This is a genomic window from Wolbachia endosymbiont of Laodelphax striatellus, assembly GCF_007115015.1.
GTDB lineage: Bacteria > Pseudomonadota > Alphaproteobacteria > Rickettsiales > Anaplasmataceae > Wolbachia.
This window is the reverse complement of the sequence record NZ_MUIX01000001.1, coordinates 1433622-1456053: the sequence shown is the minus strand read 5'-3', so window position 1 is coordinate 1456053 and position 22432 is coordinate 1433622. Positions and strand designations below refer to the sequence as shown.

21 protein-coding genes and 1 pseudogene are annotated in these 22432 nt (G+C 33.9%); 6 read left to right on the top strand and 16 right to left on the bottom strand.

The genetic code is table 11. From position 1 onward, the window contains the following. Window positions 1-11 precede the first annotated feature (11 nt). Entirely contained in the window at window positions 12-905 is an 894-nt protein-coding gene (gene miaA / locus BVG17_RS07060) for a tRNA (adenosine(37)-N6)-dimethylallyltransferase MiaA (protein WP_063631107.1), read from the top strand. Between the two features lie 112 nt (window positions 906-1017). Here miaA and BVG17_RS10025 read toward each other — a convergent pair whose 3' ends face one another. The 6 genes from BVG17_RS10025 to BVG17_RS07035 all read right to left on the bottom strand — a co-directional run bounded on the left by BVG17_RS10025 (window position 1018) and on the right by BVG17_RS07035 (window position 8008). Beyond that, window positions 1018-1143 (bottom strand): hypothetical protein, encoded by a 126-nt coding sequence (locus tag BVG17_RS10025; RefSeq protein WP_255359866.1) that lies wholly within the window; start codon window positions 1141-1143, stop codon window positions 1018-1020. A gap of 142 nt (window positions 1144-1285) precedes the next feature. Beyond that, window positions 1286-2698: a UDP-N-acetylmuramoyl-L-alanyl-D-glutamate--2,6-diaminopimelate ligase gene (locus tag BVG17_RS07055; protein ID WP_063631106.1), complete on the bottom strand. Its 1413-nt coding sequence runs from the start codon at window positions 2696-2698 to the stop codon at window positions 1286-1288. Next, window positions 2667-3899 carry a cystathionine beta-lyase gene (gene metC, locus BVG17_RS07050; RefSeq protein ID WP_063631105.1) on the bottom strand — a complete coding sequence of 411 codons (1233 nt, stop codon included), beginning with the start codon at window positions 3897-3899 and terminating at the stop codon, window positions 2667-2669. Before metC ends, BVG17_RS07055 begins: the two co-directional genes overlap by 32 nt. Before the next feature lie 7 nt (window positions 3900-3906). Continuing rightward, entirely contained in the window at window positions 3907-4191 is a 285-nt protein-coding gene (locus BVG17_RS07045; protein WP_063631117.1) for a BolA family protein, read from the bottom strand. Window positions 4192-4263: 72 nt separating this feature from the next. Continuing rightward, window positions 4264-6186 carry a molecular chaperone DnaK gene (gene dnaK, locus BVG17_RS07040; RefSeq protein ID WP_063631104.1) on the bottom strand — a complete coding sequence of 641 codons (1923 nt, stop codon included), beginning with the start codon at window positions 6184-6186 and terminating at the stop codon, window positions 4264-4266. Between the two features lie 73 nt (window positions 6187-6259). After that, a complete protein-coding gene (locus BVG17_RS07035) occupies window positions 6260-8008 on the bottom strand; it encodes an Rne/Rng family ribonuclease (protein WP_063631103.1) in 1749 nt (582 codons plus the stop codon). Between the two features lie 149 nt (window positions 8009-8157). On the opposite strand from BVG17_RS07035, the gene rpmG reads away from it, so the two are divergent. Next, window positions 8158-8358 carry a 50S ribosomal protein L33 gene (gene rpmG, locus BVG17_RS07030; protein ID WP_017532614.1) on the top strand — a complete coding sequence of 67 codons (201 nt, stop codon included), beginning with the start codon at window positions 8158-8160 and terminating at the stop codon, window positions 8356-8358. A 446-nt stretch (window positions 8359-8804) separates the two neighbouring features. On the opposite strand, the gene BVG17_RS07025 is transcribed toward rpmG, so the two are convergent. Then, window positions 8805-9680 (bottom strand): zinc ABC transporter substrate-binding protein, encoded by an 876-nt coding sequence (locus tag BVG17_RS07025; protein WP_063631102.1) that lies wholly within the window; start codon window positions 9678-9680, stop codon window positions 8805-8807. On the opposite strand from BVG17_RS07025, the gene BVG17_RS07020 reads away from it, so the two are divergent. Beyond that, on the top strand, window positions 9672-10403 hold the full coding sequence (locus tag BVG17_RS07020) for a metal ABC transporter ATP-binding protein (protein ID WP_006013415.1): 732 nt from the start codon (window positions 9672-9674) through the stop codon (window positions 10401-10403). The genes BVG17_RS07025 and BVG17_RS07020 overlap by 9 nt on opposite strands. After that, entirely contained in the window at window positions 10400-11821 is a 1422-nt protein-coding gene (ubiB, locus tag BVG17_RS07015; RefSeq protein ID WP_063631101.1) for a 2-polyprenylphenol 6-hydroxylase, read from the top strand. Before BVG17_RS07020 ends, ubiB begins: the two co-directional genes overlap by 4 nt. 119 nt (window positions 11822-11940) lie before the next feature. Here the strand turns inward: ubiB and BVG17_RS07010 are convergent, their stop codons facing one another. The 9 genes and pseudogenes from BVG17_RS07010 to gap form a co-directional block, all read right to left on the bottom strand. Next, window positions 11941-13932, bottom strand: a complete 1992-nt coding sequence (locus BVG17_RS07010) for a TomO hydrophobic C-terminal domain-containing protein (RefSeq protein WP_241654198.1) — start codon at window positions 13930-13932, stop codon at window positions 11941-11943. Between the two features lie 93 nt (window positions 13933-14025). Next, entirely contained in the window at window positions 14026-14973 is a 948-nt protein-coding gene (gene trxB, locus BVG17_RS07000; RefSeq protein ID WP_063631100.1) for a thioredoxin-disulfide reductase, read from the bottom strand. Continuing rightward, window positions 14960-15559 (bottom strand): peroxiredoxin, encoded by a 600-nt coding sequence (locus BVG17_RS06995; protein WP_063631116.1) that lies wholly within the window; start codon window positions 15557-15559, stop codon window positions 14960-14962. The genes trxB and BVG17_RS06995 overlap by 14 nt, the downstream gene beginning before the upstream one ends. Window positions 15560-15716: 157 nt before the next feature. Beyond that, window positions 15717-16349, bottom strand: coding sequence for a hypothetical protein (locus tag BVG17_RS09740; RefSeq protein WP_241654197.1), 633 nt, complete (start codon window positions 16347-16349; stop codon window positions 15717-15719). A gap of 99 nt (window positions 16350-16448) precedes the next feature. Next, window positions 16449-16889, bottom strand: a complete 441-nt coding sequence (locus BVG17_RS09735; protein WP_241654196.1) for a hypothetical protein — start codon at window positions 16887-16889, stop codon at window positions 16449-16451. Between the two features lie 424 nt (window positions 16890-17313). Next, window positions 17314-17466: pseudogene (locus BVG17_RS10395) on the bottom strand (IS630-like element ISWpi11 family transposase); the annotation flags it as partial. A gap of 189 nt (window positions 17467-17655) precedes the next feature. Next, window positions 17656-18927 carry a magnesium transporter gene (locus BVG17_RS06985; protein WP_143688885.1) on the bottom strand — a complete coding sequence of 424 codons (1272 nt, stop codon included), beginning with the start codon at window positions 18925-18927 and terminating at the stop codon, window positions 17656-17658. Between the two features lie 117 nt (window positions 18928-19044). After that, the gene (gene tatC / locus BVG17_RS06980; protein WP_063631152.1) at window positions 19045-19800 is read right to left on the bottom strand and encodes a twin-arginine translocase subunit TatC; all 756 of its coding nucleotides are present in this window, start codon (window positions 19798-19800) and stop codon (window positions 19045-19047) included. 3 nt (window positions 19801-19803) lie between these two features. Beyond that, window positions 19804-20775, bottom strand: coding sequence for a type I glyceraldehyde-3-phosphate dehydrogenase (gap, locus tag BVG17_RS06975; RefSeq protein WP_063631151.1), 972 nt, complete (start codon window positions 20773-20775; stop codon window positions 19804-19806). A 151-nt stretch (window positions 20776-20926) separates the two neighbouring features. On the opposite strand from gap, the gene BVG17_RS06970 reads away from it, so the two are divergent. Together BVG17_RS06970 and BVG17_RS06965 are read left to right on the top strand one after the other, a co-directional pair. Next, a complete protein-coding gene (locus tag BVG17_RS06970; RefSeq protein ID WP_063631150.1) occupies window positions 20927-21286 on the top strand; it encodes a hypothetical protein in 360 nt (119 codons plus the stop codon). Window positions 21287-21490: 204 nt separating this feature from the next. Continuing rightward, a complete protein-coding gene (locus BVG17_RS06965) occupies window positions 21491-22312 on the top strand; it encodes a hypothetical protein (protein ID WP_063631149.1) in 822 nt (273 codons plus the stop codon). Window positions 22313-22432: the final 120 nt, after the last annotated feature.

The window sequence follows — 22432 nt, the reverse complement described above, 5'->3', positions numbered from 1 at the left end:
AATTAATATAAATGCAAGATAATATAGTAATTATTACAGGAATTACAGCCTCAGGTAAATCAGAATTATGCGATAACTTGATAAAAAAGCATAAAAACATTAGCATAATAAACTGTGACTCAAAGCAGGTATACAAAGAGATTCCCGTAATTACTGCTCAACCACCAAAGCAGAAAGAATTTTATAGGCTATACGGTTATGTTTCAGCAAGAGAAAATTATTCCGTAGGTTTATGGCTAGAGGATTTAAAGAGGGAAGTTAACAACGCGCTGAAAAATTCACGAATACCCATCATCACTGGAGGAAGTGGGCTTTACATTAGCAGCTTAATCAAGGGATTATCATCGATTCCACAAATAAGCCAGGAAGTGAGAGAAAACGTAAATGAACTCAGGAAAAATTTAAGTAAAGAGGAATTCTACAAATTAGTGCTAAGCAAAGATCCAAGGATTCAAGGTAAAATATTTATTAATGACTCACATCGCCTCTCAAGAGCACTTGAGATTATCACTGAAACTGGCAAGTCGATTTTTGTATGGCAAGAAAATAGGCAGCCTCCTCTATTCAATAATTTTAAGGTATATACAATTCTACCTGAGCGTGAAAATGTATACCAAAAAATAGACTCCCGCTTTATCAAAATGATTGAAAATGGAGCAATTAATGAAGTAAAAGATCTGCTGAGCATGAACTTATCTCCACACTTACCAGCTATGAAAGCACACGGAGTGCCAGAAATTATAAAATACTTACAAGGTGAAATTACTTTAGACAAGGCAATACAGATTGCTCAAATCAATACAAGACATTACGCAAAACGCCAGTACACTTGGTTTAAAAACCAATTTCCAAGTTCTGAAGTGATTGATTGTGCAAACAAATTGACAGAACTTGAGATATTTTAATTATTATATTTCTATGCCTATGCAAGCTTTTCTTGATAGTATTAAACTTTTTTCTTAAAGAACTTTCATCATTGCCTAAATTGTGATTATCAAATTCTTTGTAAAAATATTCTCACTTATGAAGCGCTACTATACCTGTAAGAGCCTTTATCACTAAATGAACTATATCACACAACATTTCATCCTCAATTTTTCTATATTCTCTCACTAATCTTGTAATCACAATCTCCACTTTCATATCCTTGTTCTCATAATAGTAGGAACGAGATAAGATAGTGTAACAAGAAGGTAAAAATGCCAGCAGCGTACAGTTATGACTTAAGGAAAAAAGCCATTCAGGCGTTGAATGAAGGAGAGAGCAAAACAGCAGTAGCAAATTTTTAGCCCTCTCTAATAACTTCAACATCACTAAATTCAAGGGCTTGGCCTTCTATTATTTGGAATCTTTCATGTCCTTTTCCTGCAACTAGCAGAATCATATTTTCATCATGAGCTATGCTTATACCTCTCTCTATAGCTTCTTTTCTATCTCCTATCTCCAGTGCATCAGGGCAATGTAGCAAAATATCGTGACGAATTTTCCCCGGATCTTCATCACGCGAATTGTCATCTGTAACTATAACTTTACCTGCAAGCATTTGTGCTATTTTACCCATCTCTGCACGTTTTGTTTGATCACGATTCCCGCCACAACCGAACACTAGAACTATCTTTTTATTGAAGTGCCATTTTAAAGACAACAGAGCTTGTTTGAGTGCACTTGGAGTATGAGCGTAATCGACAAATGCAAAAGTGTTCACTTTTTCCATTCTTCCAGGTGGAGAAGCGAGTTTATCTATACACATTCTTTGATAGTCCATACCAGATGAAATAACTATACCGATTGCACACAACAAATTATATGCTTGAAATTGCCCAAAAATTGGAAAAAATGCGTTATAAATTTCATCACCGATTTGAATTGTCAGGTATTGACCATTGGCAGTGGGTATCTGCTTTAATAAAGTAATGTCAGAGTTTTTTTTTCCATAGGTTATAACTTTGTTGCCACGCTTTTCAGCTATGTTGAGCAACTCTCCATATTCGCCTATATCTGCATTTAAAATCGCTGTTTTTTCTTTTGGCAATACCTCATAAAATAACCTTTTCTTAGCCTCAAAATACTCATCGATACTTTTGTGATAGTCCAAATGATCTTGAGAGAAATTAGTAAAAGCTGCAGCAGTGAACTTGAGTCCATAGATTCTATATTGATCAATTCCATGGCTTGAAGCCTCTAATGCTAAGTGCTCTACGTTCTTATCATTTATATCACGCAATGTGGAATAAAGATCATCTGCACTTGGAGTTGTAAGGCTATTATCTTTTCTATTATTATTGACACATGTTCCCAGTGTTCCTATAGACGCTGCATTATCTTGCCAAATCTGGCGACAAAATTCCACCACTGAAGTTTTACCATTTGTACCAGTTACAGCAGCAACATATTTAGGTTGTTTGAATTGATAGAACCTGCTGACTATTTCACTGTATATTTCTTGAGGATTCGAGTGGAAGATATAGATTCCAGTGTCACGCACTGGAATGACATCATTTGTTATGCAATCACTTACAATTATCGCTTTAGCTCCACAAGATAATATCTGATCTATGTAAATCCTATCCCTTTCTGACACACAAACAAAAAGGTAACCTTCTTTAACTCTCTTAGGATTACATGTGACGCCTTTGATTTCAATATCAAAGTCAGCATTTACAATGTTATGCAGTAGCTCTTTCAGTCTCACAATCATCTTTAACACTTGAACATGGCAGCCTTATTAATGCAGTATTCAAGTCACAAATCAAATCTTCAGGATCTTCTAGTCCGCAAAATATTCGCACAAAACTTCCACCATAATCTGAATTCATTACAGATCTTGACATAGACCTATGGTCTATTGGTAATATCAAACTGTCACATCCTCCCCAAGAAGCACCAATGCCGAAAACTTTCATGTGATCAACCATGCAGCTTAGTTCCTCACATGAATATTCTCTATCGAGTACTATACTAAATACGCTACTTGCCCCTTTGAAATAACTTTTCCATAAATCATGCTGAGAATAGGAAAAAAGTGCCGGGTATAAGACTTTTTTGATTTTTGAATGTTTTTCCAGCCACTTTGCCACTTGCATTGCTGTACTTTGATGTTTCCTCATGCGTGTTTGCAGTGTTCTAAGTCCCCTATGTGCAAGGTAACAGTCGTGCGATTGAATGGTTACTCCGTAATTTTTATAGCTCTCATAAAGCAATTTAAAAATTTTACCTTCAGCAACCATAGCTCCCATCACTAAATCTGAGTGACCGGCTAGATACTTTGTCACCGCATATAGTGCAATATCAATTCCATAATCAAGCGGCTTAAACAACAAAGGAGTGGCCCATGAATTGTCACAAACGGTTACAATTCCACGTTCTTTAGCAACTTTTACTATATGCTCTACATTCGAAATCTCAAACGTTATAGAACCAGGAGTCTCAATCATGATGAGTGAAGTGTTACTCTGAACTAAATCAGTTATATCCCGTGTCGGATCATAAAAAGTTACTTCTACTCCTCTTTTTGGTAGTTCATTTTCGGCAAATCTCTTTAGCCTATAATAACTATTATCTTGTATCAGAACATGCGAACCTGCTTTAGTGAAAGTCAAAATAGCAAAAGTAAGTGCAAATAATCCAGAAGGGTAGATGAGTGCTTGTCCCCTACCCTCAATTTCAGCCAGCGCATTTGAAAAATAATGAACAGTAGGCGTACCAACATTACTATAGCTGTAATCCCTTGCAACACCATCATTGATCACATCATATATACTCTCCCCATTCGCTGCACTTAAGTAATCCTTGTAAGTAGAAAATAATATGGTAGAAGAATGATAAACTGGTGGGTTCATCGATCCTTTATAATCATTAAATTTTCTTCCTGCTTTAACTAATAAAGACTCTTCTCTCACGTTTCTACTATTTATTTTTTAAATTATATTCACTGTGCGTATATAAGTGAAGAGAAATCGCATGTACTCGTTCTATTTCACTCTTTAATAATTCATAGATCAATTTATGCCTCTTTAAAGAACTCATTCCAGAAAAGTCGTTAGATATTAATACTAATTTGATATGTGAAGGTAGTGTTGAAGAAGAAGCAAAATAATGATCTGCATGCTTTGCTGATTCATCGATAATATTAATATCAATTACACCTATTGAATCGCGTAATTTTTCTTCTATTGTCTTAATAATATCCACAATAGTTCCTTTAAGCAACAATACGCTCCTCTTGTCATCCCACAGTATCTGGGCACTGGGATGACAATCGAATTACTTATTCTCTTCTTTATTATCTATGTCTTGATAATCAGAATCTACTACTTTTTCTTCCTTATCATTTGGATTTCCTTCTGATGAAAAGCCATTTTCAGCACTGTTTTGCTGAGATGCTTGATACATAGCTTCTCCAAGCTTCATAGAAAGTTGAGAAAGATTAGTAACCTTCTGTTGTATTGAATCAGCATCATCAATATTATCAGACTTACTAACTTCTTTTAATTCGTTAACTGCATTTTCAATAGCAGATCTATCTTCTGGTGAAACTTTATCACCATACTCTGTCAGAGACTTTTCTGTAGAATGGACTAAGCTATCCGCTTGATTCTTCACTTCAATAAACTTTTTACGCTTTTCATCTTCTTGCGCTTTTTCTTCAGCTTCTTTTACCATGCGATTTATTTCATCATCAGATAAACCACCTGAAGATTGAATGCGTATTTTTTGCTCTTTTCCAGTAGCTTTATCTTTTGCAGAAACGTGTGCTATTCCATTTGCATCTATATCAAATGTCACTTCAATTTGTGGCCTTCCGCGCGGAGCAGGAGGTATCCCTTCCAAACTAAACTGACCAAGCAGTTTATTATCAATCGCCAATTTTCTTTCACCTTGATGTACCTTAATTGTAACGGCTGTTTGGTTATCTTCTGCAGTTGAAAACACCTGAGATTTTTTTGTGGGAATAGTAGTATTACGTTCAATAAGTGGAGTGAATACTCCACCTAGAGTTTCAATACCAAGAGAAAGTGGAGTTACGTCAAGTAGTAACACATCTCTTACATCACCTTGAATAATTCCTGCTTGTATTGCAGCCCCAATTGCTACAACTTCATCAGGGTTAACTCCTCTATGTGGATCTTTGCCAAAGAATTCTTTAACTTTCTCTATGACTTTTGGCATACGAGTCATGCCACCAACAAGAACTACTTCACCAATTTGACTAGCAGACAAACCAGCATCTTCAAGAGCTTTTTTGCAAGGAATTATAGTCCTTTCAATTAAATCATTCACTAAACTTTCAAGCTTTGCTCTTGTTAGCTTCATATTTAAGTGTTTTGGACCACTTGCATCAGCTGTAACAAACGGTAGATTTATTTCTGTTTCCATTGCACTTGACAATTCTACCTTTGCTTTTTCTGCAGCTTCTTTGATTCTTTGCATAGCCATTGGATCGTTTTTCAAATCAATGCCATTACTTTTCTTGAATTCACCCAGTAAATAATTTACTACTGCATTATCGAAGTCTTCCCCTCCAAGGTGAGTATCACCATTTGTAGCCTTTACTTCAAAAACTCCGTCACCTATTTCAAGAACTGAAACATCAAATGTACCACCACCAAGATCATACACTACTATTGTGTGTCCGTGCTTTTTATCAAGACCATAAGCAAGTGCTGCAGCAGTTGGTTCGTTAATTATTCTGAGGACATTTAATCCAGCAATTTTTCCTGCATCTTTTGTTGCTTGACGTTGAGAATCATTGAAGTACGCCGGCACTGTTATCACAGCATCCTTTACTTCTTCCCCAAGATAAGCCTCAGCTGCTTCTTTCAGGTTTTGTAGTATAAATGCACCAATTTGACTAGGAGAGTATTCTTTACTATCAGTTGTTTTAACCCATGCATCACCATTTTTTGCTGCAAATACCTTATACGGTACACCTAGATTCTTCATTTCAGGATCGCTATATTGGCGACCTATCAATCTCTTAGTTGCAAAAAAAGTATTATTTGCATTGGTAGTTGCTTGCCTTTTTGCTGGAGCGCCAATCAACCTTTCTCCAGATGAAGTAAATGCAACTATAGATGGAGTAGTTCTTGCTCCTTCTTTATTCTCAATTACTTTTGTATCCTTGCCTTGCATTATTGCAACACAAGAATTTGTTGTTCCAAGATCTATACCTATTGCTCTTCCCATAATGAATACTCCCTTTTAAATATTATCTGATGTAAAATATATAAGTATAAAACTCGTTAATTACAAGTCCCGTTTAGTTGTTAGAGCCCAAAAGGCGCGAAAGCCATTTAGTTAACCAAAAGTTGCCCGGTAGTTTACCAGCTTCTTTATCCCTGCTATTCACAATTTGACATCCAGAATTCTGCAATGGCTTATAAGCATTAAAATTAATATGGTCTCCTTGCTTTAAAATAAATGTATCTGCATCTAAACTATTATCAATACTAACATTTAATGTAATATTGAACTCTTTTTCGATTGTAGAAACCATATCACGCTTATTATTAAAAATGTGCGCTATAACTGCACTGCGTGCTATTAAATCAAAGGACTTATTTTGATTTTTATTAGCAATATGTTGCAAATCCCTTAGTATCGATGCAACAACCACTTCGTTTGATTTCACTCTTCCAATACCTTTACAGCGTAAGCACTCTGTAGTATTAATTTCCTGTACATTTGGTTTAATTCTTTGTCTTGAAAAGACCATTAAACCAAAGTCATTGATAAAGCTAAATTGAACTTTAGCTTTATCATCTTTAAACGCCTGCTTGATAGCAAATTCAACATTTTTGCAATACTCAAGTTTCAACATGTCAATAAAATCAACAACTATTAACCCTGATAAGCCCCTGAGATTCGCTTGCCTTGATATTTCAGATAATGCCTCCATATTAGTTCTATAAGCTGTTTCTTCTATGTTATCTTCTCCTGTCATTTTCCCTGAATTTACGTCTATTGAAACAAATGCCTCAGTTAAGGTTATCACCAAAGACCCACCAGATGGCAATTCTACTCTATTACTATATAATTCAGAAATTTGATCTTCGACTCGATAGTAAGTAAAGATTGGAACAGAACCTCTATATAATCTAGGACGCAATTTTCCTTGTAACACATTTTTAGTGTATTTTCTTACCGCTTCACAAACTTCTCTATCAGATACTATAATTTCTGTATCATTACTACAAAAGTCACGTACAGATCTCATAACTACATCTGCTTCGTTGTAAATTAATGATGGAACATTTAAAGAAGAGAAGTTTTGCTGGATATTTTGCCATAATAAGGTCAAATTATTGTAATCTTGCTCAATTTCTTTCTTACTTTTTCCTGCACCAACAGTTCTTACTATTAAACCTGAGCCTTTTGGTAAATTTATTGAATTTAATATATCCTTTAACTGTTTTCTAACGTTGGTATCTTCAATTCTGCGAGATACTCCACCCCTACTTATGGAATTGGGCATGAAAACACAGTATCTACCGACCAAAGTTACGTATGTTGTAAATGAAGCTCCTTTATTTCCTCGTTCTTCTTTAGTTAATTGAACTAATAACTTTTGATTTACTGAAATCACATCTTGTAACTTATATTTTCTATGTAAAGGTACCCCCCTCACAAAACCACTGCTGGATTCATTACTAGCTGTAGAATCTAGGCCTTCTTCTGTGCAATTATCATTTGAACAGTCCACACCGCTCGAATAGTCTTCATCAGGGAAAATTTCCTTCTCTTTTTCTGGAATATTAAAGTAATTTAGAGATATCTCAGAAAAAGACAAAAAACCTTGCTTATTTTTTCCATACTCAATGAACACGGCCTGCAAAGCAGGCTCTATACGCTTTACATAAGCAACGTATATATTACCTCTTAATTGTCTTTTTTCCTTGAATTCTTGTTCAAACTCTACAACCCTACCATTAACTAGTAGGGCAACCCTTACCTCGTTAGAACAGGTAGTACTTTCTACCAATAATAACCTTTTGCCATCATTCGCCACTTATTTACCGTCTACTTTTCATTCTGAAATGTTCTTATACTACTTAATATATTATTGATTGTCAAGAATTTTGCGATCTGCATTATTGGGTTGACTTTCAGTGTTTTGCGTAATAAACTTGCATAGAGTTTATTATGTCACTAACAACTATGGCGAAAAAAAATGCTTCTTTGCTTGTCAAGCTAGTTAGCACTGCAACTAAAACAACAAAAACTGGAGAAGAGAAACTAACAGGCTGTTTTTATGTAAAAAAACGTAATCCTAAGAGCCTTCCCAAGAAGCTCGAGTTTAGGAAGTATGATCCAGTAGTCAGAAGACACGTATTATTTAAAGAAGAAAAATTAAAGTAAGTTTATTGTTATATACAATTTATAACCAAGTTACACTATAACGATAGAGCTAAACAATATTAAGGCAAGAGAAACTGAAATTAATAAAGGTTATTGAATATTCAATAACCTAAAGTAAAAAACACAGAAAACGCTCTGAAACCTGCAATATCACACATTATTAGATAAAAAATCAAGCAGACGTTGTCATCCCGGTGCCTTGGCACTGGGATCCAGGAAAAAATATAGATCCAGTAGAGCAAGGATTAGTGTCATTCAAGTAGCTGACATTGGCTTGCCCTAATCTCATCAAGAACGTTGTGCTTTAACATAATATTTTTATGCTTACCAACTTAACTGAATCCCAGGCTGGAATGATATACTTCTGGTATATAATGTCGGTATAGTTGTGATTGGAATAGAAAGCACTAAGTTTGCAATGCTATCTGAATAGATAAAAGAACTCATTACTCAGTGAAACAAGACTTGAAATTTTGTGCAATGCTGCTGATTATATCTAGATATGCATCCTTTCCAGGCTCTACATCTGATCCAATAGGATCAAGAATCACCATTTTTACGTCACTAGAAAAGACATTAGGCTTTATGCTATCCTCTCGTGAATGAGAAACAATACATTTAACGTTTTCCTCTTTCATTACCTTTTTTAATTTCATTAAACTCTTCATACCTATGTAAGAATCCTCTTCTATAGAAAGAATGGCGCTTGGGTAACTTAAATCAAAATATTTTTCGAAATATTGATAAGCATCGTGAGTAACTATGTATTTTTGATTTTTTAACTCATCCAATTCTTTCGTAATTTTTTCTACTTCTTGGTCTATCTTTCTTATAGTCTCCTCTGCGTTAGTATTGTATCGATAGGCATTTTCTTTATCTATATTAGATAATGTTGCACTGATAAAAAGTATCATACTTTTTGCATTTTCAGGACTCAGCCAAATATGCAAATCTTTTTCATCTTGAATGTGACTAGAAAATGAATGCGGTCGAGCAGGAAGTAGATCGATTGCACTTGATAGCGGTATTAACTTCTTATTTTCTTTAGCGAAAGTTTTAATGAATGTTTCCAAAGAATCATCGATATAAAATATAATATTACTAGATTCTAATTTACTTGCGTCTGAGGGCCTGAGCATGTAGTTATGTTCAGACACTACTTCGTACATTAGTAGTTCTGGCTTTGAAATTCCATCTGTAACAGAAGCTACAAGTGAGTGTATAGGTTTGATTGTAGCTACAATTTTTAAATTGGATGAAAAGGCACTATTGTAGTATAATGTAAATGAAAGTAATAGAAAAAAAAACAGTAAATGTCTCATATAAATGTTGAGAAGAAGTCAATTTTTGCCAAAAAATTAAGTAGTGTCAATAACTGCATTCTAAAAATAGAAAACCTTACTCTTTCATACGGTAATAAAAAAGTTCTTGATAATATCAACATATCAGTACAAAGAGGAGATATAGTTACAATACTTGGTCCAAATGGCGGAGGTAAAACCTCTTTAGTGAAAGCAGTTGCTGGTATAAATAAAGGTTTTATTGGCAGTATTGTATTCGCTGACAATATAAAAATTAGCTATATGCCACAAAATTTTAGTATTGGTAATTTGATGCCAATAACAGTTGAGTCTTTCCTTTTCAATAGCTCCTCGAAGAAATTGAAGAAAAATCAACCCATTGTTACAGAAGCAATAGAATTGGTTGGTATCGGTAACATCCTAAAAAATCAAGTATTAGAAATCTCTGCAGGACAAACACAATTACTGCTGCTTGCACGCTGTTTAATTTCAGAATCTGATTTGATCATTTTAGATGAGCCAGTCAGTGCAATGGATATTAACGCACGAGCCAAATTTTATGATATTATAAATAAAATCGCAAAAGAACGATCAGTGTCGATTCTCATGACTTCTCATGACCTTAACTCTGCTCTACCATCCTCAGATTACATAATTTGCATAAATAATACTATCTACTATCAAGGTAAACCTGATGAAATTATGGAGATAAATGAAATATTTGGCAGTTACGCAGCGAAATGATTCAAAATATTCTACGTCTTCTGCAAATAACTACAGTGCTAACACGCTACAATGTGTTACCTTATTTACTTCCACCATCAAAAAAATCAATAAATAAAATACAAGGTCATAAACTAAAGCGTGCTCTTGAAAGATTAGGTCCGGTGTTCATTAAATTTGGGCAATCCATTTCATCACGCACTGATATTTTAAATGAGGACATAACAAATAGCTTGCTATTGATATGTGATAGATTGCCATCATTTTCGTATAAAATAGCAGTTAAAACTATAGAAAGTGAGTTTAATTGTAAATTAAGCGACATTTTTTCAAGTTTTTCTGAAAAGCCAATTGCAGCAGCATCAATTTCTCAGGTGCATAGAGCAGTTACAATTGAGGGTAAGGAAGTTGCTGTAAAGGTTTTGAGGCCAAATATTGAGAAAACATTCTCAAGGGATATAAAAATGCTTTCTTGGCTTGCAGAAATTGCAGAAAAATTTAGTGAACAATCAAAAAGGCTGAAGCCAGTTGAATTAGTCAAAACTTTTGCTGAAATTTGCCGATTAGAGTTAGATCTACGTTTTGAGGCTGCCCACTCTTCGGAACTGAAGGAAAATACTAAACATGACAGAGGTTTCTACGTACCTGAAATAGATTGGAGTAGAACTTCAAAAAAGGTTTTAACATTAGAATGGATGGAAGCTATACCAATATACGAAGTTGAAAAGCTGAATAACCGCAAGCAAATAGCTATCAATCTTATAGAATCTTTTTGTAATCAGGTATATAGGGATTGTTTTTTTCATGCTGATATGCATCCTGGAAATTTAATGATCGATAGTAATAACAATATTATTGCCCTGGATTGTGGAATCATGGGTAGAATAGATCGTGAGACATGCTATTACGTTATAGAGATACTCAAAGGCTTTTTAAATAGGGATTATGATCACGTTGCAAAAATGCACTTTAGAGCCGGTTATGTTCCATCACAGCATAGAAATTTTGTTACAGCTTGCAGAGCAATAGGTGAACCCATTGTTGGACAGCCTATACAGAAGATTTCATTTGCTCGATTACTTACTCAGCTATTAAAAATAACTGGTGATTTTGATATGAAAGTTCAAACACAATTGTTATTGCTGCAGAAAACTATGATTTTATTAGAAGGAACATGTAGGAAAGTCTATCCAGAAATCAATATGTGGAAAGTAGTTGAAACATGGATAAACAATCAACATGAAAGTAAAATAGGGTATAGGGAAAAAATTAAAAGCTCTTATCCCATAAAAGCAATTCAGGGAATATTTAGCCTTATAGAAAAATTAAACCTAATAGCTGACAAAAAATTACAAGTGAAAAATAGATCAAATGGAAAAGCCTACTTTTTACTTTGGTCTGTAATTATAATTCTCATCGTTAAATTTTTAATTTCTTAAACTAAAAGATAACAAAAGCAAGTTTACAACAACTATTTAAGTCTTGAAACCACTCAGGTTCACACTCAACTAAGACGTTTTCAATATATATAAAAATTTTCAGCAGAGTTTCCTTAACTTCATCCTAAACCGATAGTATTATCAAACTGAGTGCTTATCACATCACTCAGTACTGTATTTGCTCTATATGAACAGCAGCTTCCAATTATAAAGAAGACAAATGCAGCTACAGCAAGTAAAATACATATTTCTAAATTCGATATTGTTAAACATGCACCAACAGCAAACGCTCCAGATAACACAAAAGAGGCAGAGGCATAGTTACTTTGCCTTCTATTATAAATGCTTGCTTCTGAAAGTTTTCTGTTTTTGTTCTTTAAGTCTTGATTTTGAGCTTGAAGTTCTAATCTCTCTTGTATAAAATCCCTTTCTAATTGTAAAATATTTTTATTGTCTCTTGTTCCTTCACTTACAGCCTTATTCAGCTCTTGCTCTTTTTTTCTAAGTTGAGTTTTTGTTCTTTCAAGCTCGCCTCTAAGGCCTTCAAATTGACTTTTTTCTGTAGTAAGTCGAGTTACTTGATTAGTGAAAGTGCGAATTCTTTCCTGATTATCCTGCCTTACTTGTCTCAACTCCCTTTCTAACTGTGAAATTTTGTTAGTGTCTCTTGTTCTTTCATCTACGGTCCTATTCAACTCTTGCTCTTTTTCTGCAAGTCGAGCCTTTGTTCTTTCAAGCTCACCTTTCAGATTTTCAAGTCGCTGCAATTCTTGAGCAATAGACTCATCGTTTATTTCCTGAGCAACATTATGTGCATTTGCTGAAGGCTGTTCCACAGTTGCAGGGAACTTTTCATTTAGATAATGTATAGATTTATTAACATTCTTCAACACAGAAGTGACAATTGCACGATTTATGAAGCAGCTATCTTCTACTAATTTTTTCACATCATCCAAATCTTTAATATCATCAATTAATCGCTCTTTCATAGCTTGTTCAATGATTCCCTTCAATCTTGAATTTTGCTCTATAGCTGATATTGGTTTTATTTGACTAAAATCTAGCTCCTCATGTTTTAAAAGTTTAGTCAATACTTCTTTGTTATCTTGTGTTATTCCTTGTAAACATGATTTTATAATTAAGCTCAGGGGTGTTTCTATTTCTTCATTTGAATTTCTTTTCCAACAATTAGGGTTAAGTTCTTGATTTAATAGTCTTTTTGCTTGGTCAATATTTCTGTTAGAAAGAGCATTTAATAATTCTTTTCCTGTTTGTGCTTTTTTAAATTCTAATTCTATTGTGTCCTTAAATCCTCTTGTAATACAATTTTTAGGGACTTCATTTTTATAATTTCTAATATCAGTTTTTACATCTGGGTGTGTGAGCAATATTTTCACTATATCTATAGCTCCAATCTGGCAAGCAATATGTAAGGCAGTATTTTTTTGTATCTCGGATGTTTTTATTTGCTCCTTCACCCCATCATAGTACTCCGTCAAAATCTTGAAACCAGGATTTTCATCACGAGGTCCTACCACACAATCAGTAGTAAACCATATAGGTTGATTATCATCATCATCTTCCGTTACTATTTTATTACTGTCAATGTACTTGAATTTCTTAGCATTTATTGATCTCCAGCTATTTCTTGTTAGTACAAAGCGTTTGGAATCAAGAGAATCATCACATACTATTTCTTCTCCAAGGTATTGAAAAACCATATAACCTCGGCTGTCTTTCTTTTGCCTTTCCTCATAAATAGGTTGCTTGCTTTGAACATTTATATTGATACTTCTTTTTTGTATAAGCAATTTAGCCATTTTCTCTAACGCAGCCTGTCCATAACCGCTGGCAACATAGGAATTAGCAATAGACATCAAAGGTGTAAAGCCTCCTTCATCAAACTCATTAATATTCTCACCTTCTTGCAATGCTTGTTGAAAATGATTCAAAACTTCTTCAGGTGTTATACTTTCATTATCAGCGCCTTGAAATTCAATAGCTTTAAATAATTTTTTTGTTGATTGTCCTGAAGTTGTTTGATTTTGAGCTCGTAATCCTGTATCATTAACAACACTTCTTCTAAAACCTACATTACTTCTCGAAAGCATACTAAATTCTCCTCAATCTATAATTTATTAACATAATTATAAAAAAAAAACAAAGAAATTTGCAAGTAATTTAGTTAAAAATTTTAGAACTAATTATGATTCCAAAAACTTTTCTGTATCAAGTGCAGCCATGCACCCTGTACCTGCTGCAACTACTGCCTGGCGATATACCTTATCTTGAACATCACCAGCAGCAAACACCCCTGCCCTACTGGTTAGAGTTGTTCCAGGTTTCGTAATTATATAACCTTGCTGATCCATTTCAACAAAGCCCTTTAAAATACCTGTATTTGGTGCATGCCCAATTGCAATGAAAACACCATCCACTTTCAATTCCTGGATTTTTTTGGTTTCTGTCGATTTAATTGTAATGCCAGTAACTTTTTTAGGATTTTCCTCTCCAAGAATCTGCTCTACGGTATGATTCCATATTACCTTTATCTTATCATTTTTAAAGAGCCTGTCTTGCATTACTTTCTCTGCTCTTAATTTATCACGCCTATGTATCAGTGTAACTTCTTTAGCAAATCGAGTTAAAAACATTGCCTCTTCAACGGCAGTATTTCCACCACCAATCACAGCTACAACTTTATTTCTAAAAAATGCACCATCACAAGTTGCGCATGCCGAAACTCCGTAACCTTGAAATTCCTTTTCACTCTCCAGGCCGAGCCACTTCGCTTGCGCACCAGCTGCGATTATAATTGCATTCGAATAGTAGTCACTAGCATTACCACAAGATCTAAATCTATATTCATTAGAATCCTCAAGTTGTTCAACGCTTTTTATTTCGTCATCTATTATCCTTGCCCCCACCTTCTCTGCATGCAACCTCTTTTGTTCCATGAGTTCTGGACCTTGTATAGAAATAAAACCTGGATAGTTTTCAACATCCGTAGTAATTGTAAGCTGACCACCAGGTTGCATTCCTGTTACTACAATTGGCTCTAAATTTGCACGTGCTGCATATATAGCAGCAGCATAACCCGCTACTCCAGATCCAATAATAAGAACTTTTGTACTCAATTTATAATTCTGCACTGTGTGAGTTTAGATAATCAGCCACTCCTTCATCGCTTGCCTGCATCGCAGGCTTGCCTTTTTTCCACCCTGCTGGACATACTTCACCATGCTCTTCATTATGTTTTATTGCATCAATAATTCTAATAAACTCATCGATATTACGTCCTAAAGGTAAATCATTTATCGATTGATGACGCACAACAAACTTATCATCAATAACAAAAGTTGCTCTTAGTGCAATTGAGTCATCATATAAGACCCCATAGTCTCTTGATATAGACTTTTTGATATCAGACACTAAAGTGTAGCTAACCTCTCCAATACCACCATCATTAACTGGAGTGTTTCGCCATTTAAAATGTGAGTATTTTGAATCTACACTTACCCCTATAACTTCAACACCACGTTTTGAAAAATCTTCTATTTTGTTGCTAAATGATATCAACTCAGTTGGACAGACAAAAGTAAAATCAAGTGGATAGAAAAAAAGGACAGCATACTTATCCTTTATATGTTTACTTAAACAGAAATCATCAACTATTTTTCCACTAGCAAGAACAGCCGAAGCAGTAAAATCGATAGCGGATTTTGTTACAAGATTCATAACTAACCTATTCATTCTTAATATTTATAATTTTATACCTTGATACATTTACATGCAAGTTTTCTTTAGCCCCAATCTTATAAAAACTTCCTCTTATGGCTGTGAAAATTTTATGATAAGAGCTAATTTTCATGAGTAGGGAAATACCCAAATATTACTATCTTTCACCTTTTCTCCCTTCAAATTTTTTAACCATTTCTTTTACACTTACATTCGTGGAAGGTAAATTTTTGCTGGCAAGATGGTTGATCGAAGATTTTTTATTCCCTACTGGAAATGAACGAGATTGTTTTCTCTTCACACTGATATCCGTTTGTGTTACTGAAGCAGTTTTGTTTTCAGTAGGCAACACGTTCTTTACTTGATTTCGCTCAAATCTTTCTTTTAATGCCTTTACTTTACTACTCTCGCGAGTCACTTCTTTTTTCATAGCAACTACTAGTACTTTTGGTCCATCAGCTTTTTTTGCTGATTCTTTACCATCTTGATTTTCAGATTTTAGTGGTAGTGTAGGGTTACTCTCAGCTGATTTTCCCACTACTATTTTTTGCTCTGTGCTTACTTTTTCGCCTAAATCTTTAGGCTTTGGTGGTACTGCAGGTTTATCTTTTTTCGGTTCTTGTCTAATTTTTTGATTGATAGTAAACATTTTCTCTGGTACTGGTGGTACTCTTGGTGGTGCAAGAGATTGAAGTTGTTGTTTCTTCCTATTTTCTCTTTTTGCTTCTATATGTTCTTTAGGAATTGTTGCATAAATCGGCTCCTCTTTAATTGATTGTAGATTACGCAAATCTTTTGTTAAAGATTTGCTCTTTTCCTCTTGATAATTTGATATTTCTTCATACTCAGGATCCTCGTTTAATGAACCTCCATAACCTGAATCTTCTCGCTAATATAAGAGATTTTTCTTTTGCTGTCTATTTTCTAAATTTACTCCATATGACCTATATTTATCTTGACTTCTTTCTATTCGCTCTAAATCTGAAATTTTTTGAATAACATCTGTATATTCGATTACTGTTCTAGCAGTTGAAGGAGGCAATTTATCTTTTATAAAATTACTTATATTCCTAATCGAAACATCTCTTCCTAATATTCTATTGAATATCCCAAGAATTAATGGCTTTTTATTTGCCTTCTTTACACAATTATTCAAGTCATCACGTATAACAAGTTTAGCTACATCTTCTGCCTTATCTGTAAAACCCTCTAAAGCATGAGATAAATCTGTTACTGTTTTACCATATTGTTTCTCTGAATTCCCTAGCTTTATAGCTTTGATCAGAGAATCGAGATTTTTTTTTATAATCCTCACTTTTAAATGGATCATTCATACTAATTGTAATATTTTATTGAAATATAGATCTAAAATATTAAGATCTAGTGAATATTACTTTTTTAGTTCATATATAGCTATAGTTATACGGCGATAATGCGTAGCAGAATAACGATTTCGTCATTCTAGTGTCTGCTGTCATCCTTATTTAAGTGCATGAATGTGGAATCTAGTTTCATCATATGACAGTTTCATGCAAGTAGCTTGTTGATGGAGATTGCTATTAAGTAACAATGCTCATGCAGCTGTGATTTAAACTCACGCACTCCTGCTTTTTTGAGAATTTTCCGCAATATTTGGTCTAACAACTCTTTCAGTAATAACTTCAGTAAACTCATTTGTTATTGCTGTCGTATGGTAAAAAAATATCTTAATAAAAGCTGTTACACTATTACTAGCAAGATATCAATCACGCTCTATTGGATCTACATTTTGATTTAAAATCGCCTATTTTCTTGCACCTTTTTGCCATTCATAGAATGTTAACTTTGAACCTCTTGGCTACAAATGCTCTACTTTCTCCTACATCCAATGCTTTTTTCCTTAAATCATAACTATATGCTGCTGGCATTCACATCTCCTCACTACTTTACCTGTTCTATCATGTTCCGACTATTAGGAAAAGAGCTATAATTTTCAATACTAACAAAACTACTTCCCAATCTTTTACACAGCAACCTATCGAACTTAATTCTGTGAATATATGATCAACAAAAAAAACTTTGAGAAAAGGAAGAATAGACTTCTTCCTTTCACTTAACTACTCTGTTATATTTACCCCTGTATCAACAACTCCTTGTCCTACATTAACTATATCTAGATTCTCACTAGGCTTTGAAATTACATATGTAATACCACCAGCAACAAGTCCTGTTACTAGAGCAGCAGCTATAGCTATACCAATTAAAGCCAATATCGGTAATGCAACACCAGCAGCAAAACATCCACCACCAGTTGCCAATGCAGCTATAGCACCATAAACACAGCCAATTATTATTGGTTTATTAGTAGTTTTTACTTTGTCTTTTTGTTTACTACTCTCTATTTCAGATGTACTACTTTCATCAGTTATATTTCCTTCAGTTTTAGGAACGATGCTTTCAGCCATTGAAGACTGTTCATTACTTTCACAATCGGGCATAATACTTATTTCAGATGTACTACTTTCATCAGTTATATTTCCTTCAGTTTGAGGTACGCTGCTTTCAGCTACTGAAGATTGTTTCTGACTTTCACAACCAGACATGATCTTTTTAAGTACTGTTAGCCTATCAGCAATGTGCTGTGGATCTTTTGATGATGAGTCTAAAATTTCCTTAAGTACATCATTATAAATATCTTTATTTTTGTGATTAGGCATGATCCTTTTAAGGGTTACTTGCCAATCCTCTTGCTCTTGATTGTGGAATATCTCGTTAACTTCCTCTTTCCATTTAATTTTGTTAGTATCATCTTTACTTTCACAACTAGATATGCTCTTTGCAAGTATTTTTAGCCAACCATCAATTTTAGCTTTTTGCTCTTCATCTTGCTCTTGATTTTTTAGTATTTCTAAAATATTCTTGGTTTTGTTAAGATGATCTTTTTTTATACTAGCGAAAACTTTTTCTAACATATTATTCTTTTCAGCTACATCTAGAATATTTTTAATAACTTCCTGATTATAAAGAATTGTAGCATGGGCAAGCAGTGTTATATCATGTTCCGCACCGTTTTTGAACTTCAAACTTATATTTGCAGTAGTAAGTACTGCTTCTAATATCGCTTTATCTTTAATTACATCTAAAATATTTTTAATAACTTTCTGGTTACTAAAACCCATAGCATAGGCAAGAGGTGTTAGAGTATGATTTTTACCATTTGAAAGATCGATCTTTATATTCGCAGTAGTAAGAACTTCTTTTAATACCCCTTCTGTTTTAATTTCTTCAAGAATAGGAGTAATATTACCATCTTTTCCTTTTTTTATTTCATCCCTTAACTTATCATATAATCCTTGTTGTGTTTCATTTAACTCTTCATAATTTGGCATATAAAACTCTCCTATTCAAAATTACTTTAATTATGATATATTTAAATAATAAAATCAATAATTTAACTAAGTATCACAAACACTTAAACAAGAAAGAAGAGAAGCTCAAGTATTCATCTACTTTGCTTTCTTCTCAATATATCTACATATTAGGATAGAGAGCTCATATAATACTAGCATTGGAATTGCAAGCCCTACTTGGCTTAGTACATCAGGTGGAGTTAAGATTGCAGCAATAATGAAAATTACCACTATTGCAATTCTACGTTTATTTGACAAGCTTTGTGCAGTGATTAGCCCTACTCTCACCATTAAGGTTAGTATGACTGGAATTTGAAATGCAGTACCAAACGCAAACATGAATTGAAGAACAAGGTCCAAATATTCACTGACTGATGGCATAAACTCTATTGGTATACCGAAAGATTTACCGCTATGTTCAAAAGCAATAAAAAATTTCCAAGCTAAGGGAAATATGTAATAATAAACTACAGCAGCTCCTGTTATAAACAAAACCGGTGTTGCAATTAAGTATGGCAATAACACTGCCCTTTCTCTTTTATATAAGCCAGGTGCTAGAAATATGTAGAATTGCCATGCAAACACAGGAAAAGAAAACAACAGTGCACTCATTATTGCAACCCTGAGATATACAAAAAACGCTTCTGTTAAGTCTGTATAGATTAGAGAAAAATCATTGCTATCTTTTGTAACTTCTATTAAAGGTGCAAGTAAAAAGCGGTATATATTTTCTTTAAAGTAGTAACAAAACCCGAAGGTAACACAAAAAAATAAAAAGCAAAAAATAACCCTTTTTCTAAGTTCCGCAAAGTGCTCATAAAATGAAGCATATTTTTGTGAGTTTTCGTTCATACTTTACAATAACGCTATATCTAACATTCTCAGTGAAAAAGCCCATTCATTGTCATACCACGCTGCAACTCTACAGATATCGCCTGTGACATATGTACCAGCTAAATCCACAATTGCACTATAAGGGTTATGGACAAAGTCTATTGAAACTAAAGGCTCGTTACATATGGAAAGCACATGATTTGCTGAATTCTTAAATATTTCGTTTATTTCCTTAGTTGTTGCTCTCTTATCAGCTAAAAATTTAAAATCAACCATAGAAACGTTGCTAACCGGAACTCTAATAGCAGTACCATCTAGCTTACCCTTTAACTCAGGAATAACAGAACCAATTATTTTTGCCGCTCCGGTTGTAGTTGGCACCATAGAAAGGCCACAAGCTCTTGCCCTGCGTAAGTCTCTATGGTTGCCATCAAGAATATTTTGATCATTCGTATAGGCATGTATAGTGGTCATAAAACCGCTTTTTATACCTAAATTGGAGTGTAAAACTTGTACAATCGGAGCCAGACAGTTTGTAGTACAAGAGCCTGCTGAGATCACTTTATGCTCCTTTTTTAGTATATCGTTATTTACGCCGTAAATTATGGTTACGTTAGCATCTGAAACTGGAGCAGAGACAATTACTCTCTCTGCATTATGCTTTGCTGCTTCCGCACGCTTGTTGAATGCACCAGTGCATTCAAGTACTACATCAACATTCCAAGGAATATTTTCAGGGCTACGTTCTCTATATAAAGAAAACCTTTTGCCATTTATAGATAGCCAATTTTCAGACTCGTTAAAATCAATATCACCACTGAATTTACCATGAACAGAGTCATATTTAATCAAATGTGCATGCTGCTCAGCACTGAGCGACCCATTTACCGCCACAACTTCTATTTGCTCGCTATAGTTTTCTACTTCAAAAATAGCACGCAATACACTTCTGCCTATTCTACCAAGACCATTAATTCCTACACGAATTGTCATTTTTCCATCTTAAAAGTTTAATTATAGGAAATATTGCCTGATATTTCATTCTATTCTTTTAGTTGTTAACTCTAATGTTATAATATATTGATTGACTAAAGAAACCGTCTCACTTAATTAATAATATCTAAATTTTAACTTGGAGTAGGTTATGCATGGATTACCAATGACAAATTCAGATAATCAGTATCAGCAAAGAAAAATAGAAGCATTGCAAAAAGAAAATAAAGGACTGTCAGAAAAAGTGAAAACACTACAGAAAATGTCAGTGCTGCACAATGAAATGCTAGTAATGCTACAGTGGAAATCAATAACAGAGAAACTGCACACAGAAATATTAAAAAAACTGCTAGAAGCACCTCAAGAGGCAGCAGCATTTCAATTAGAAGAAAGAGATGAAGATCAGCAAGTAATAGAAGACATACTGGATATGCAAGAAGAATTTGAATCTTTACAAAATTTGGAAAGTACTACTATTGAACAAACAAATATTCAAGGACAGAGCACATAAACTTGTAATAGTTTCAAACTATTACATATAACTTTCCCTACTTCCTTCTTTATCGTTACCCAGTGTTGTGGCACTGGGTGCTCCGCTATTTTTGTATTTTACGACTAAGGAAAGGATATTATTTTTTAGTACTTATTTCTTAATATATTAATATATATCTTGATTAAGTAATTATATTACTATATTGTTTAATTATATATATTAATGTTAATTATTATGTACTTAGAACAATTAAAAAAATTACAACAAGAGTTGCTTGGAATAATTTTTCTCATACTTGCACCAGATAGTGCAGAAGAGGAAAAAGATATGAAAGATCAAGCATTAGAGATTATAGGTATATTAAAAGATCATATTAATGATGATATAGAAATGAATAATCTGAGAATGACAATTTTAGATTGGATTATCTTTTGTGATAGTCAAGATAACGTAAGGTTAAATAACAGATCATTGTTAGACTTAGAAGATGCCGTCAAAAGTATTGGAGGGAAAACTTCACAAGAATTAGGAAAACATTCAGGTTTAAATATAGATAATTTACTCAACAGGCTTATTCAAGTACTAATAAACACAGGAGCTGGTGTATTAGCTGCATCCAGTATAGTATATGTATCGAACCAGGGAGTTCAAAGACCAGAAATTGTTGGGGCAATACTTGGAGGACTATTGATTACGCCAACAGTACTTACAGGATCACTAGCGTTATCAAGACTAGGAGTATCAATACTAGAAAATAGGGGTGTTCAATATATAGAGCCAAGAAGATTATTGTTGCAATCTTTTCGTGAAATAATAAACACATCGAGTGTTGGGTTATCAGCAGCTTTAGGAGCAGGTATAATAACATTATTAAGAGCTAGAAGCGAAGCAACGCTTTCTGGAGAAAATATAGCATTCAGCCTTATATCTGGAACTGGTGCTGCATTGTCAACGGCTTTGGTGAAAAGAGCGTTTGCTCCCGTCTCTACAAATTTGGAAAATGTTGTTACTGAACAACAAAATATTCAAGAACAGAACATATAGCTACCTTTATCGTTACCCCGGGTGTTGTAAAACTAACCTCCCGCTACGCAAATCACCTACAAAACACAATCTTTTTATTTCCCCAAACAATTAGTTGTGAATTTAAGCAATCATATTAAT

Excerpts from the sequence above, each read along its gene's own strand:
- rpmG (WP_017532614.1), top strand. The coding sequence starts at position 8,158 with ATGGCGAAAAAAAATGCTTCTTTGCTTGTCAAGCTAGTTAGCACTGCA.
- BVG17_RS06970 (WP_063631150.1), top strand. The coding sequence starts at position 20,927 with ATGCATGGATTACCAATGACAAATTCAGATAATCAGTATCAGCAAAGA.
- BVG17_RS07025 (WP_063631102.1), bottom strand. The coding sequence starts at position 9,680 with ATGAGACATTTACTGTTTTTTTTTCTATTACTTTCATTTACATTATAC.
- BVG17_RS07020 (WP_006013415.1), top strand. The coding sequence starts at position 9,672 with ATGTCTCATATAAATGTTGAGAAGAAGTCAATTTTTGCCAAAAAATTA.
- BVG17_RS06995 (WP_063631116.1), bottom strand. The coding sequence starts at position 15,559 with ATGAATCTTGTAACAAAATCCGCTATCGATTTTACTGCTTCGGCTGTT.
- BVG17_RS06985 (WP_143688885.1), bottom strand. The coding sequence starts at position 18,927 with ATGCCAAATTATGAAGAGTTAAATGAAACACAACAAGGATTATATGAT.
- tatC (WP_063631152.1), bottom strand. The coding sequence starts at position 19,800 with ATGAACGAAAACTCACAAAAATATGCTTCATTTTATGAGCACTTTGCG.
- dnaK (WP_063631104.1), bottom strand. The coding sequence starts at position 6,186 with ATGGGAAGAGCAATAGGTATAGATCTTGGAACAACAAATTCTTGTGTT.
- ubiB (WP_063631101.1), top strand. The coding sequence starts at position 10,400 with ATGATTCAAAATATTCTACGTCTTCTGCAAATAACTACAGTGCTAACA.
- miaA (WP_063631107.1), top strand. The coding sequence starts at position 12 with ATGCAAGATAATATAGTAATTATTACAGGAATTACAGCCTCAGGTAAA.
- BVG17_RS07010 (WP_241654198.1), bottom strand. The coding sequence starts at position 13,932 with ATGCTTTCGAGAAGTAATGTAGGTTTTAGAAGAAGTGTTGTTAATGAT.
- gap (WP_063631151.1), bottom strand. The coding sequence starts at position 20,775 with ATGACAATTCGTGTAGGAATTAATGGTCTTGGTAGAATAGGCAGAAGT.
- BVG17_RS10025 (WP_255359866.1), bottom strand. The coding sequence starts at position 1,143 with ATGAAAGTGGAGATTGTGATTACAAGATTAGTGAGAGAATATAGAAAA.
- BVG17_RS09735 (WP_241654196.1), bottom strand. The coding sequence starts at position 16,889 with ATGATCCATTTAAAAGTGAGGATTATAAAAAAAAATCTCGATTCTCTG.
- BVG17_RS06965 (WP_063631149.1), top strand. The coding sequence starts at position 21,491 with ATGTTAATTATTATGTACTTAGAACAATTAAAAAAATTACAACAAGAG.
- BVG17_RS07055 (WP_063631106.1), bottom strand. The coding sequence starts at position 2,698 with ATGATTGTGAGACTGAAAGAGCTACTGCATAACATTGTAAATGCTGAC.